At 60.6% G+C, this 13,661-nt stretch carries 10 protein-coding genes and 1 pseudogene; 6 read left to right on the forward strand and 5 right to left on the reverse strand.

All coding sequences use genetic code 11. From position 1 onward, the window contains the following. Positions 1–69 precede the first annotated feature (69 nt). From emhA to emhC, 3 genes are read left to right on the forward strand one after another with little or no spacing between them, the layout of a single operon-like run. Complete coding sequence (gene emhA, locus AC27VU_RS10060) at positions 70–1,224, forward strand: efflux RND transporter periplasmic adaptor subunit EmhA (RefSeq protein WP_262141274.1); 1,155 nt, start codon at positions 70–72, stop codon at positions 1,222–1,224. A gap of 3 nt (positions 1,225–1,227) precedes the next feature. Then, positions 1,228–4,377, forward strand: coding sequence for an efflux RND transporter permease subunit EmhB (gene emhB / locus AC27VU_RS10065; RefSeq protein WP_003222425.1), 3,150 nt, complete (start codon positions 1,228–1,230; stop codon positions 4,375–4,377). Beyond that, positions 4,374–5,834 (forward strand): efflux RND transporter outer membrane subunit EmhC, encoded by a 1,461-nt coding sequence (gene emhC / locus AC27VU_RS10070; protein ID WP_003222424.1) that lies wholly within the window; start codon positions 4,374–4,376, stop codon positions 5,832–5,834. Before emhB ends, emhC begins: the two co-directional genes overlap by 4 nt. Before the next feature lie 79 nt (positions 5,835–5,913). On the opposite strand, the gene AC27VU_RS10075 is transcribed toward emhC, so the two are convergent. Next, entirely contained in the window at positions 5,914–6,411 is a 498-nt protein-coding gene (locus AC27VU_RS10075; RefSeq protein ID WP_488723959.1) for a hypothetical protein, read from the reverse strand. Positions 6,412–6,651: 240 nt separating this feature from the next. Between AC27VU_RS10075 and AC27VU_RS10080 the strand changes: the two are divergent. From AC27VU_RS10080 to AC27VU_RS10090, 3 genes and pseudogenes are all read left to right on the forward strand, one after another. Beyond that, positions 6,652–6,822 (forward strand): annotated as a pseudogene (locus tag AC27VU_RS10080) (multidrug transporter); the annotation flags it as partial. Positions 6,823–7,238: 416 nt separating this feature from the next. Continuing rightward, the gene (locus AC27VU_RS10085; RefSeq protein WP_488723960.1) at positions 7,239–8,498 is read left to right on the forward strand and encodes an OprD family porin; all 1,260 of its coding nucleotides are present in this window, start codon (positions 7,239–7,241) and stop codon (positions 8,496–8,498) included. Positions 8,499–8,782: 284 nt separating this feature from the next. Further along, positions 8,783–9,589, forward strand: a complete 807-nt coding sequence (locus tag AC27VU_RS10090) for a methyltransferase domain-containing protein (RefSeq protein WP_488723961.1) — start codon at positions 8,783–8,785, stop codon at positions 9,587–9,589. A 104-nt stretch (positions 9,590–9,693) separates the two neighbouring features. Here AC27VU_RS10090 and pcaC read toward each other — a convergent pair whose 3' ends face one another. Genes pcaC through AC27VU_RS10110 form a run of 4 tightly spaced genes read right to left on the reverse strand, consistent with a single transcriptional unit; the run spans position 9,694 to position 13,606 of the window. Beyond that, complete coding sequence (gene pcaC, locus AC27VU_RS10095) at positions 9,694–10,086, reverse strand: 4-carboxymuconolactone decarboxylase (RefSeq protein ID WP_003222417.1); 393 nt, start codon at positions 10,084–10,086, stop codon at positions 9,694–9,696. Between the two features lie 10 nt (positions 10,087–10,096). Then, entirely contained in the window at positions 10,097–10,888 is a 792-nt protein-coding gene (pcaD, locus tag AC27VU_RS10100; protein WP_488723962.1) for a 3-oxoadipate enol-lactonase, read from the reverse strand. Between the two features lie 11 nt (positions 10,889–10,899). Next, positions 10,900–12,264: a 3-carboxy-cis,cis-muconate cycloisomerase gene (locus AC27VU_RS10105; protein ID WP_400505812.1), complete on the reverse strand. Its 1,365-nt coding sequence runs from the start codon at positions 12,262–12,264 to the stop codon at positions 10,900–10,902. Between the two features lie 46 nt (positions 12,265–12,310). Further along, complete coding sequence (locus tag AC27VU_RS10110) at positions 12,311–13,606, reverse strand: MFS family transporter (protein WP_103520919.1); 1,296 nt, start codon at positions 13,604–13,606, stop codon at positions 12,311–12,313. Positions 13,607–13,661 lie beyond the last annotated feature (55 nt).

Here is a 13,661-nt window from a genome sequence, read left to right on the forward strand (position 1 = left end):
ACTCGACCCGATTTTTTTACCCTTCCACACTTCTTGTGCGCACTGTGCGCGCCTGACCCGAGGATCTTCATGCAATTCAAGCCAGCTGTTACCGCTCTGGTCACTGCCGTCGCCCTGGCATCGCTGCTCAGCGGATGTAAAAAGGAAGAAGCGGCCCCAGCCGCTCCGCCTCCTCAGGTCGGCGTCGTCACCCTGCAACCACAAGCCTTTACACTCACGTCCGAACTGCCGGGCCGCACCAGTGCGTACCGCATCGCTGAAGTTCGACCACAGGTCAACGGCATCATTCTCAAGCGCCTGTTCAAGGAAGGCAGCGACGTCAAGGCCGGTCAGCAGCTGTATCAGATCGACCCGGCCGTCTATGAAGCCACCCTGAAAAGCGCCGAAGCCAACCTGCGTTCGACCAAGTCGATCTCCGACCGCTACAAGCAACTGGTTGACGAGCAGGCTGTAAGCCGCCAGGAATACGACACTGCCGTGTCCAACCGCATGGAGTCGGAAGCCTCGCTGCAAAGCGCGCAGATCAACCTGCGTTACACCAAGGTCTACGCACCGCTCTCCGGACGTATCGGCCGCTCTTCGGTGACTGAAGGTGCACTGGTCAACAACGGCCAGGCTGACGCGATGGCGACGATCCAGCAACTGGACCCGATCTACGTCGACGTTACCCAGTCCTCGGTTGAACTGCTGGAACTGCGCCGCGAGCTGGAAAGCGGTCGCCTGCAAAAGGTCGGCGACAACTCGGCAGCGGTCAAACTGACCCTCGAAGACGGCAGCCAGTACAAGCTCGACGGTAAGCTGGAATTCTCCGAAGTGTCGGTTGATCCGACTACCGGCTCCGTGACCTTGCGCGCCGTGTTCCCGAACCCGGATCACACCCTGCTGCCAGGCATGTTCGTACGCGCCCAGTTGCAGGCCGGGGTCAACGCAGCCGCCATTCTGGCGCCGCAACAAGGCGTGACCCGCGACCTCAAAGGCACCCCGACCGCACTGGTTGTCGGCCCGGACAACAAGGTTGAACTGCGTCAGCTCAAGGCCAGTCGCACCGTCGGTAGCCAGTGGCTGATCGAGGACGGCCTGAAAGCCGGCGATCGTCTGATCACCGAAGGCCTGCAATATGTTCGACCAGGTGTTCAGGTCAACCCGACTGAAGCGACCAACGTAGCCAAGAACCCGGCCCCCGCTCAGGCAGCTGACAAAGCCGCTGGCGGCAAAGGGGAGTAACTCATGTCGAAATTTTTTATCGACCGTCCGATTTTCGCCTGGGTAATTGCCCTGGTGATCATGTTGGTCGGGGCACTATCGATCCTGAAATTGCCGATCAACCAGTACCCGAGCATTGCGCCTCCGGCCATTGCGATCTCCGTGACCTACCCGGGTGCTTCGGCACAAACCGTGCAGGACACCGTGGTCCAGGTGATCGAGCAGCAGCTCAACGGTATCGACAACCTGCGTTATGTGTCCTCGGAAAGTAACTCCGACGGCAGCATGACTATCACCGCGACCTTCGAGCAAGGCACCAACTCCGACACCGCGCAGGTTCAGGTTCAGAACAAGCTGAACCTGGCCACCCCGCTGCTGCCGCAGGAAGTGCAGCAACAGGGTATCCGCGTGACCAAGGCAGTGAAGAACTTCCTGCTGGTGATCGGCGTGGTGTCGCGTGACGGCAGCATGTCCAAGGACGACCTGTCCAACTACATCGTGTCGAACATGCAGGACCCGATCTCGCGGACTGCCGGTGTCGGTGACTTCCAGGTCTTCGGTGCCCAGTACGCGATGCGCATCTGGCTCGACCCGGCCAAGCTGAACAAGTACAACCTGACCCCGGCCGATGTCAGCACCGCGATTTCGGCGCAGAACGTCCAGGTGTCGTCCGGTCAGCTCGGTGGTTTGCCGGCGCTGCCTGGCCAGCAACTGAACGCCACGATCATCGGCAAAACCCGTCTGCAGACTGCCGAGCAGTTCAAGGCGATTCTGCTGAAGGTCAACCAGGACGGCTCGCAAGTACACATCGGTGATGTTGCCGACGTCGGCCTGGGCGGTGAAAACTCGACCATCTCGGCCCAGTTCAACGGCAAGCCTTCTTCCGGTCTGGCGGTAAAGCTGGCCAACGGCGCCAACGCCCTCGACACCGCCAAAGCCCTGCGTAAAACGATCGACGAGCTCAGCCCGTTCTTCCCGCAAGGCATGGAAGTGGTGTTCCCGTACGACACCACTCCGGTGGTGACCGAGTCGATCAAGGGTGTGGTTGAAACCCTGGTCGAAGCGATCGTGCTGGTGTTCCTGGTGATGTTCCTGTTCCTGCAGAACTTCCGCGCGACCGTCATCACCACGATGACCGTGCCGGTGGTATTGCTCGGTACGTTCGGCATCCTCGCGGCGTTCGGTTTCAGCATCAACACCCTGACCATGTTCGGTATGGTGCTGGCCATCGGCTTGCTGGTGGACGACGCCATCGTCGTGGTGGAAAACGTCGAGCGGGTGATGAGCGAAGAAGGCTTGTCACCGAAGGAAGCGACCAAGAAGTCCATGGGCCAGATCCAGGGCGCTCTGGTCGGTATCGCCCTGGTTCTGTCGGCGGTACTGCTGCCGATGGCGTTCTTCAGCGGCTCCACCGGTGTGATCTACAAGCAGTTCTCGATCACCATCGTTTCGGCCATGGCCCTGTCGGTGATGGTGGCGCTGATCTTCACCCCGGCGCTGTGCGCCACCATGCTCAAGGCAATTCCGAAAGGCGAGCATGGCACACCGAAAAAAGGCTTCTTCGGCTGGTTCAACCGCAGCTTCGACCGTGGCGTGAAAAGCTACGAGCGCGGTGTCGGCAACATGCTGTCGCGCAAAGCGCCGTACCTGCTGGCCTACGTCCTGATCGTGGTCGGCATGATCTGGCTGTTCACCCGCATTCCGACCGCGTTCCTCCCGGAAGAAGACCAGGGCGTACTGTTCGCCCAGGTGCAGACCCCGGCCGGTTCCAGTGCCGAACGTACGCAAGTCGTGATCGACGAAATGCGCTCCTACCTGCTGGAAAAAGAGTCCGGTGCGGTGTCCTCGGTGTTCACCGTGAACGGCTTCAACTTCGCCGGTCGTGGTCAGAGCTCGGGTCTGGCATTCATCATGCTCAAGCCGTGGCACGAGCGTGATGCGAGCAACAGCGTGTTTGCCCTGGCCCAGCGCGCCCAGCAGCACTTCTTCAGCTTCCGCGACGCGATGGTGTTTGCCTTTGCCCCGCCTGCGGTACTGGAGCTGGGTAACGCCACCGGTTTCGACGTGTTCCTGCAGGACCGCGCCGGTATCGGTCACGAAAAACTGATGGAAGCGCGTAACCAGTTCCTCGGCATGGCCGCGCAGAGCAAGGTGCTCTACCAGGTCCGTCCGAACGGTCTGAACGACGAGCCGCAATACCACCTGGAAATCGACGATGCGAAGGCCCGCGCCCTGGGCGTGAGCATTACCGACATCAACAGCACCCTGTCGATTTCCTTCGGTAGTAGCTACGTCAACGACTTCATCGACCGCGGTCGTGTGAAGAAGGTGTACGTGCAAGGCCAGGCCGGTTCGCGCATGAGCCCTGAAGACCTGAAGAAGTGGTACGTGCGCAACAGCGCCGGGACCATGGTGCCGTTCTCCGCGTTCGCCAAGGGCGAGTGGATCTACGGTTCGCCGAAACTGGCGCGTTACAACGGTGTGGAAGCGATGGAGATCCTCGGTTCTCCGGCGCCGGGTTACTCCACCGGTGAAGCGATGGCCGAAGTCGAAGCGATTGCCAAGAAGCTGCCGGCCGGTGTCGGTATCTCCTGGACGGGTCTGTCCTACGAGGAACGTCTGTCCGGTTCGCAGGCGCCAGCGCTTTACGCCCTGTCGCTGCTGATGGTGTTCCTGTGTCTGGCGGCACTGTATGAAAGCTGGTCGATTCCGATCGCGGTCATGCTCGTGGTACCGCTGGGGATCATCGGTGCGCTGATGGCCACCAGCCTGCGCGGTCTGTCCAACGACGTGTACTTCCAGGTGGGCCTGTTGACGACCATCGGTCTGGCAGCTAAAAACGCCATTCTGATCGTCGAATTCGCCAAGGAGCTGCATGAACAAGGGCGCAGTCTGCGCGATGCGGCGATCGAAGCCTGCCGCATGCGTCTGCGACCGATCATCATGACCTCGCTGGCATTCGTCCTCGGTGTAGTACCGTTGGCGATCTCCACCGGCGCCGGCTCGGGCAGTCAACACGCAATCGGTACAGGTGTGATTGGCGGTATGCTCACGGCCACGATCCTGGCAATTTTCTGGGTCCCCCTGTTCTTCGTCACCGTGTCGTCCATGGGCCAGCGCAAAAATGCGGACCAGGATGACACCACAGAAACTCCTAAAGAGGCTGGCCAATGAGCAAGTCGCTACTCTCCATCGCGGTCGCAGCCTTCGTGCTGAGCGGTTGCTCGCTGATTCCTGATTATCAGCGACCAGAAGCACCGGTTGCGAACCAGTTCCCGCAGGGCCCGGCGTACTCGCCGGCCCAGGCACCGGCGCAAGCCGCTGCCGAGCAAGGCTGGAAGCAGTTTTTCCATGATCCTGCCCTCCAACAGCTGATCCAGGTCTCGCTGGAAAACAACCGCGACCTGCGCGTCGCGGCGCTGAACATCGACGCCTACGCCGCTCAGTACCGCATCCAGCGGGCCGACCTGTTCCCGGCGGTTTCGGCGAACGCCACCGGCAGCCGCCAGCGCGTTCCGGCACGGGCTTCGCAGACCGGTGAAGCGGGCATCACCAGCTCCTACTCCGCCACCGTCGGCATCAGCGCCTACGAACTCGACCTGTTCGGTCGAGTTCGCAGCCTGAGCGAACAAGCGCTGCAACAATACTTCGCCACTGAAGAAGCGCGGCGCAGCACCCAGATCAGCCTGGTGGCCAGCGTGGCCAACGCCTACCTGACCTGGCAGGCCGACAAGGAACTGCTCAAGCTGACGCAGGACACCCTCGGTGCCTTCGAAGAAAGCTACAAGCTGACCAGCCGCAGCAACGAAGTCGGTGTCGCCTCGGCGCTGGACCTGGCGCAGTCGCGTACCTCGGTGGAAAACGCCCGGGCGCAACTGGCCAAGTACACGCGTCAGGTGGCTCAGGACGAAAACAGCCTGACCCTGCTGCTCGGCACCGGTATCCCGGCCAACCTGCAAGCAGCCAAACCGCTGTCGGATGACCTGCTCAGCGACGTACCGGCCGGCCTGCCTTCGGACCTGCTGCAACGTCGTCCGGACATCCTGCAAGCCGAGTACAACCTGAAAGCGGCCAACGCCAACATCGGCGCGGCCCGTGCCGCGTTCTTCCCGAGCATCAGCCTGACGGCCAACGCCGGTACGCTGAGCCCGGACCTGTCCGGTCTGTTCAAGGGTGGTTCGGGTACCTGGCTGTTCTCGCCGCAGATCAATCTGCCGATCTTCAACGCCGGCAGCCTGCGCGCCAGCCTCGACGCGGCGAAGATCCAGAAAGACATCGACGTGGCGAACTACGAGAAGTCGATTCAGACCGCCTTCCAGGAAGTCGCCGACGGCCTGGCCGCCCGCCAGACCTACACCGAGCAGTTGCAGGCGCAACGTGACTTCGTCGCGGCCAACCAGGATTACTATCGCCTGGCCGAGCGTCGTTACCGCATCGGTGTCGACAGCAACCTGACCTTCCTCGACGCCCAGCGTCAGTTGTTCAGCGCGCAACAGGCGCTGATCACCGACCGCCTCGCGCAGCTGACCAGTGCGGTCAACCTGTACAAGGCGCTGGGTGGTGGCTGGAATGCGCAGACCGCGCAGAACGAACCGCTGAAAGAAGAAGCACCGAAGATGAAGCTGTTCTGATCTTTGGTTGAGAAAAAAGCCCGCTATCCAGGCGGGCTTTTTTTGCATGAAAGAAACTATCAACAAACGTCCAGAAATATCAATATTTAAACTCAGCCCAAAAATCATCAGCTTCTACTTTTACTACCCGCCCATCACGATCTACATAATTAAACGAAAAAGTTCCATCAATACGTTGCTTCACGTCATCATCAACGATGCCGTGAACCCTCAGTATGCCCTTACCAAATGCATCCCCACCAATTCCTCCGTTCGGCCTACCGGTTCCAAACATAGCGCAAACTTCCCATTCGTCGTCGAAAGGATTCTTAATTTCGTAGGTCTTTTTTTGCAACTTATGATTAGCCAGCAGCATGACTGCTGGTACTCTGGCGCCCGTATCCTCCCCAAAGTAGGCCTCAACTACAGTACGCCAACTCTCAATATAGAAGTTGAACCATCCCGTCTGCAGTTCTTCATTCTGCTGCCCCTCTCGCTTGACACGAAGTTTAATTAGCCCACTTGTAGATTTTACCAGCTTTAAATTTTCACCAAATTTTTTAACTTCACCAACATAAACACCATTTGAATCTTTCATAACACGCCCTTCCCTTCCATAACAAGAGCAAAAAAATTACGCCACTTTCTCTCTCACGCACAACTGTCACTACTGACAGTTGACTTTTTTATACCACTTCAATCAACATGAAATATTTTTATAGAAAGCAAAAACTCCTATTACCACTTTCTGCAATCGCCTCGCCCAATAAATTCGGAAAATTTAGAGATTTGCAAAAGCAGCTACATCCGGGGCACAACGTTGGTACGGAAATTCACATGCGACGCCCAGCGTCTGTTGTTCAGCGCGCAACAGGCACTGATCACCGACCGCCTCGCGCAGCTGACCAGTGCGGTCAACCTGTACAAGGCGCTGGGTGGTGGCTGGAATGCGCAGACCGCGCAGAACGAACCGCTGAAAGAAGAAGCACCGAAGATGAAGCTGTTCTGATCATCCGGTGAACACAGGGAGCCCGCCACTTGGCGGGCTTTTTGTTGCCTGCCAGAAAGATTCTGTCGTCAGAACCGGCCTCTTCGCGAGCAAGCCCGCTCCCACTTTTGGAATGCATTCCCCTGTGGGAGCGGGCTTGCTCGCGAAGAGGCCCTGATAGACGCCAAAAAAACCCGACTCAATCTTGCGTTCGATAATCGCCCAAAACCCGCTTTCCCCGATTGAATCCCGCCCATCGCGCCCCGCACCATTCGTCCCACAAAACCAATAACAACAGGTTCGACACCATGCTCCCGCGCCCTGTCCCGTCCGGCTGATCGCCGCCACTGCATCCCAGATTCTGCAAGCGCTTGCCTGCCCCGAAAGTGGCGGCAACAGACCCGTTCGACCCAAAAAAAATAACAAGAGACCCTGCGATGACTCATCCAACTGCGCCGTACGCACTCCCCGGCCTGATCGCCCTCGCACTGACCGGCGCCGCCCTGCCTGTCGCAGCCGAAGAAGCCGGATTTGTCGAAGGCGCCAGCGCCAACCTGAACCTGCGCAACTTCTACATCAACCGCAACTTCACCAACCCGACCAAGGCTCAGGGCAAGGCTGAAGAGTGGACGCAGAGCTTCATCCTCGACGCCAAATCCGGCTTCACCCAAGGCACCGTCGGCTTCGGCATGGACGTGCTGGGCCTGTATTCGGTGAAGCTCGACGGCGGCAAGGGCACCGGCGGCACGCAATTGCTGCCACTGGATCACGACGGGCGCCCGGCGGACAATTTCGGCCGTACCAACGTCGCGTTCAAGGCCAAGCTGTCGCAGACCGAAATCAAGGTCGGCGAATGGATGCCGGTGCTGCCGATCCTGCGTTCGGACGACGGCCGTTCGCTGCCGCAAACCTTCCGTGGCGGGCAGATCACCTCGAAGGAGATCAACGGTCTGACCCTTTACGGCGGCCAGTTCCGCGCCAACAGTCCGCGCGACGACAGCAGCATGAGCGACATGTCGATGTTCGGTAAGCCGGCGTTCACCTCGGACCGCTTCAACTTTCAGGGTGGTGAATACGTTTTCAACGAAAAGCGCACGCAGATCGGCCTGTGGAACGCCGAACTCAAGGACATCTACAGCCAGCAATACGTCAACCTGACTCACAGCCAGCCACTGGGCGACTGGACCCTGGGCGCCAACCTCGGCTTCTTCTATGGCAAGGATGACGGCAGCGCCCGCGCCGGCGAACTCGACAACAAGACCTGGTCGGGGATGTTCTCGGCCCGCTACGGCGGCAACACTTTCTACGTCGGCCTGCAGAAACTCACCGGCGACAGCGCCTGGATGCGCGTCAACGGCACCAGCGGCGGCACCCTGGCCAACGACAGCTACAACTCCAGCTACGACAACGCTCAGGAGCGATCCTGGCAGGTGCGCCACGACTACAATTTTGCCGCCCTGGGCATCCCCGGCCTGACCCTGATGAACCGCTACATCAGCGGCGACAACGTGCACACCGGAACCATCACCGATGGCAAGGAATGGGGCCGCGAATCGGAACTGGGCTACACCGTGCAGAGCGGCGCCTTGCGCGACCTGAACGTGCGCTGGCGCAACTCGACCATGCGCCGCGACTTCAGCAACAACGAGTTCGACGAAAACCGCCTGTTCATCAGCTATCCGATCAGCTTGCTCTGATTCGAGAATGGCCCCGGATTATCTGTAGGAGCTGCCGCAGGCTGCGATCTTGTGCTTTTTTAAGATCAAAAGATCGCAGCCTTCGGCAGCTCCTACAGGGAAAGGGATATCAGAGAGCCATCCGTCAGGATCTGTAGCGCTTCGCAAAGCCTCGGGTAGAGTAGGAAACACCTGAAGGACTCAGGCGCCACACCCTCCCCGCTTCCGCTCTCCAAAGTTGTTGGTCCTCAAGATTTGGCCAGGTTGTCATCGGAAGACACTGCTGATCATCGGAGGACCACCTCATGATCAACCCACTCAACGCAGCCCTCGACTGGGACGCCAAGGCGTACCAGCAGTTTTCCCGTCAACGCCAGCGCCCGGTCCACGAATTGCTCGATCGCGTCGAACTGGATAACCCCAAACACATTTACGACCTGGGCTGCGGCACCGGTATTGCCACGCAGCTGCTGGCCGAACGTTGGCCGCGAGCGCAGTTGCTGGGCGTCGACAGTTCGCGGCAGATGCTGGATCAGGCCCGATGTCTGCCGATCAACGCCCGCTGGCAAGAGTGCGACCTGCTCGAATGGCAACCCAGACAACCCGCCGACCTGCTGCTCGCCGCAGCGGTGCTGCATTTCATTGGCGATCATCAACAACTGCTGCCGCGCCTGCTCGGGCATCTGAACCCCGGCGGCTGTCTGGCGGCGCACATGCCGGACTGGCGCGATGCCTTGTGGTATCGACTGATGCTCGACACCCTAGAAGACGCCGGCCCGGGCCATACCCCTATCGGCACACCGCAACTGCGCCAGCACATGGCGGCGCGACCGCTATTGTCGCTGGAGGATTACTACCGCTTGCTGGCGCCGCTGACCACGTCACTGGACATCTGGGAAACCGAGCAATTGCAGGTGGTCGGCGGCAAGTCGCCGATCTACGACTGGGTGAAGGTCTCGGCACTGCGGCCGGTGATGCAGGCGCTGAGTTCAGAAGAACAGGCGCGCTTCATCTATCACTATCTGATGCGGGTGCATAAGCATTATCCGCCGGAGAAAAACGGGCAGACGCTGTTTCCGTTCAAGCGGATTTTCATTGTCGCCAGGGTATGAGGTGTCACGGCAAATATCGCCATCGCGAGCAGGCTCACTCCTACAGATGAACGCGTTCCATTGTGGGAGCGGGCTTGCTCGCGAAGGCCTCAGTTCAGGCACCATCACTCCCGGGATTCAACCCCCAGCTCATCCCACACCGACTCCGCCAGATGGAACGTGGCATTCGCCGCCGGGATCCCGCAATAGATCGCACTTTGCATGATCACCTCCTTGATCTCGCCCCGGCTCACACCGTTGTTGGCCGCCGCACGCAAATGCAGTTTCAGTTCGGCCTCGCGGTTCATCCCGATCAGCATGGCGATGGTGATCAGGCTGCGGGTATGCCGAGGCAGGCCCGGGCGGGTCCAGATGTCGCCCCAGGCGTGACGGGTGATCATCTCCTGGAATTCCGAGTTGAACTCGGTCAGCGCATTCAGGCTGCGATCGACGTGGGCATCGCCCAATACCGCGCGGCGTACTTGCAAACCTTCGTCGTAACGTTGTTTCTCGTCCACAAATCTTCCCTCACTGAGCGTTCAGAAACGCCAACACCCGATCACTGAAAGCGGCACCGGCCTGCACGTTGGACAGGTGCGCGGCATAGAACTCGGCGTACTCGGCGCCGCGCACATGCTCCTGAATGAAATGCCCGCCGGACGGTGGCGTCACCGCATCTTCGGTACCCGCGATCACCAGCAGCGGCAGGTTGATCGACGCCAGTTGCTCACGGAAATCGGCATCGCGCACCGCCGCGCAATTGGCCGCATAACCTTCAGGTGACGTCGCCGCGAGCATGTCGGTGATCTTCTTCGCCGCGGCCGGATTGGCCGTGGAAAAGTCCGGGGTAAACCAACGGGCAATCGATGCATCACGCAGCGCGACCATCGCTGCCGGGCCATCACGCAACACGGTTTCAATGCGCGGATTCCACACCGACGGGTCGCCGATCTTCGCGGCGGTGTTGCACACAATCAGTTTGTGCAGACGATGAGCGGCATTGATCCCCAGCCACTGGCCGATCAACCCGCCCATCGACAATCCGCAGAAATGCGCACGCTCGATGTGCAGCGCATCCAGCAGCCCCAGCACGTCGCGACCCAGTTGCTCGATGCTGTACGGCCCCGGCGTCACCAGCGACTGGCCGTGCCCGCGCGTGTCGAAACGCAGCACCCGGAAGTGCTTGGTGAACGCCGGTATCTGCGCGTCCCACATGTGCAGGTCGGTGCCCAGCGAGTTGGACAGCAACAGCACCGGCGCATCGACCGGCCCATCCAATTGATAGTGCAGTTCGCCATCGGCGAGTTGAACGAAAGCCACAGCCCTCTCCTTCAGACAGTCAAAGCATTGTGTTCGGCGACTGCGCGCTCGACCCAGGTTTGCGCCTGGCCGAGGTAATGCGCAGGGTCGAGCAGATGATCGAGTTCGGTGCTGCTCAGTTCGGCAGTCACTTGCGGCTCGTCGCCGAGTACCGCACGCAGGTGGCGCTGTTCGGCCACCGCGCGTTTGCAGCATTGTTCGAGCAAATGGTGCGCGGTGTCGCGGCCGACCCGCTGCGCGAGGACGATGCTCACCGCTTCGGCGAGCACCAGCCCTTGGGTCAATTGGAGATTGCGCGCCATGCGTTCGGCGTCGACTTCCAGGCCATCGGCCAGCAGGCGCGCCTGTTGCAGCGCACCGGACACCAGGCAGCAGATGTCCGGCAGGGTTTCCCATTCGGCATGCCATAGACCGAGGCTGCGTTCGTGCTCCTGCGGCATGGCGCTGAACAGCGTCGAGACCAGCCCCGGCACCCGCGTCGCGGCACCGATCAACACCGCCGCGCCGACCGGATTGCGCTTGTGCGGCATGGTCGACGAACCGCCCTTGCCCGGCGCCGACGGCTCGAACACTTCCGCCGCTTCGGTCTGCATCAACAGACTGACGTCGCGCCCGAGTTTGCCGAGGCTGCCGGCGATCAAACCGAGTACCGCGCCGAACTCGACGATGCGATCACGCTGGGTGTGCCACGGTTGCTCGGGCAGTGTCAGTCGCAGTTCTTCCGCCAAGGCCTGAGCGATCGGTAATGCTTGCCCGCCGAGCGCCGCGAGGGTGCCGGACGCTCCGCCGAATTGCAGCACCAGCAGCCGTGGCTTGAGTTCACGCAGGCGCTGACGACTGCGGGTCACCGCGCCGAGCCAACCGGCAATCTTCATTCCGAGCGTGACGGGCGTGGCGTGCTGCAGCCAGGTGCGCCCGGCCAGTGGCGTCGCCGCATGACGTTGGGCTTGGGCGGCGAGCGAATCGGCAAGCGCTGCCAGATCGCTTTCAATCAGCTCCAGCGCCTGACGCAATTGCAGCACCAGCCCGGAATCCATCACGTCCTGACTGGTCGCCCCCAGATGCACATAACGCTCAGCCTCGGCACTGCTCGCGGCGATCTGCTTGCCCAACGCCTTGACCAGTGGAATCGCCGAGTTACCGGCCGTGGCAATCGCCTCGCCCAGCGCCGCGAAGTCATACAGACCGGCGTTGCAGGCGGCGGCAATCGGCGCAACGGCGGACGCCGGAATCACCCCGACCCGCGCTTCGGCCCGGGCCAGTGCCGCTTCGAAATCGAGCATCGCCTGCACCCGGCCCTGATCGCAGAACACGTCGCGCATATCGCGGGCAGTGAAGTAGGCATCGAACAATTGATTGCCCGGTCGCTGAGTCATAAACAGTCCTTGCCGGCGCGGGCCTTCACAGCCCGCGCTCATCGGTTTACAGATCGTGATGCAAGTACGCCGCCTGTTTCGGCAGGCGCAGGCTGAACAGGAACGCCACCGCCATCATCACCGTGACGTACCAGTAGAAGGCGTTTTCCATGCCCCCGGCCTTGAGGCTCAGGGCCACGTATTCAGCCGAGCCGCCGAAGATCGCGTTGGCCACCGCATAGGCCAGACCGACGCCAAGAGCGCGGACTTCCGGCGGGAACATTTCGGCTTTCACCAGGCCGCTGATCGAGGTGTAGAAACTGACAATCGCCAGCGCCACGGTAATCAGCACAAAGGCCAGCACCGGGCTGCTGATGCTTTTCAGGCTCAACAGGATCGGCACGGTGAACAGCGTGCCGAGCGCGCCGAACCAGAGCATCGAATTACGCCGGCCGATCTTGTCGGCGAGCATGCCGAACAGCGGCTGCATGCACATATACAGGAACAGCGCGCCGGTCATGATGTAGCTGGCGGTCTTCGCGTGCATGCCGGCGGTGTTCACCAGGTACTTCTGCATGTAGGTGGTGAAGGTGTAGAAAATCAGCGAGCCACCGGCGGTGTAACCGAGCACGGTGATGAAAGCGGCTTTGTGATCACGGAACAGCGCGCGAATGCTGCCGGCGTCCTTGTTCTCGCGCATTTCCTTGCTGGCGGTTTCTTTCAGCGAACGCCGCAGGAACAGCGAGATCACCGCCGCCACCGCACCGACCACAAACGGAATCCGCCAGCCGTAAGCACGCAGTTCGTCTTCGCTGAGGAACTGCTGCAGGATCACCACCAGCAACACCGCCAGCAGTTGTCCGCCGATCAGCGTCACGTACTGGAACGAAGCGAAAAAGCCGCGCTGGCCCTTGAGCGCAACTTCACTCATGTAGGTCGCGGTGGTGCCGTATTCGCCACCCACCGACAAACCTTGCAGCAGACGCGCGAACAGCAACAACAGCGGTGCCCACACGCCGATGCTGGCGTAGGTCGGCAGACAGGCGATGAGCAGCGAGCCGAAGCACATCATCAGCACCGAAATCATCATCGAAGTCTTGCGGCCCTTCTTGTCCGCCAGCCGCCCGAAAATCCAGCCACCAATCGGGCGCATCAGGAAACCGGCGGCGAATACGCCGGCCGTGTTGACCAGTTGCACCGTGGGGTTGTCGGAGGGGAAAAACGCCGGGGCGAAATAGATCGCGCAGAAGGCATAGACATAGAAGTCGAACCATTCGACCAGATTGCCGGACGAGGCACCGACAATGGCGAAGATGCGCTTGCTGCGCTCTTCGCCGGTGTAATGAGCGGTGGTAGTTGTCATTGTTTTTACTCTGAGGGGACAGGTGAGAGTCTAGACACACTTCGCAACAGTCCCG

The sequence above is a fragment of the Pseudomonas sp. 14P5.3.2 genome (genome assembly GCF_057799175.1).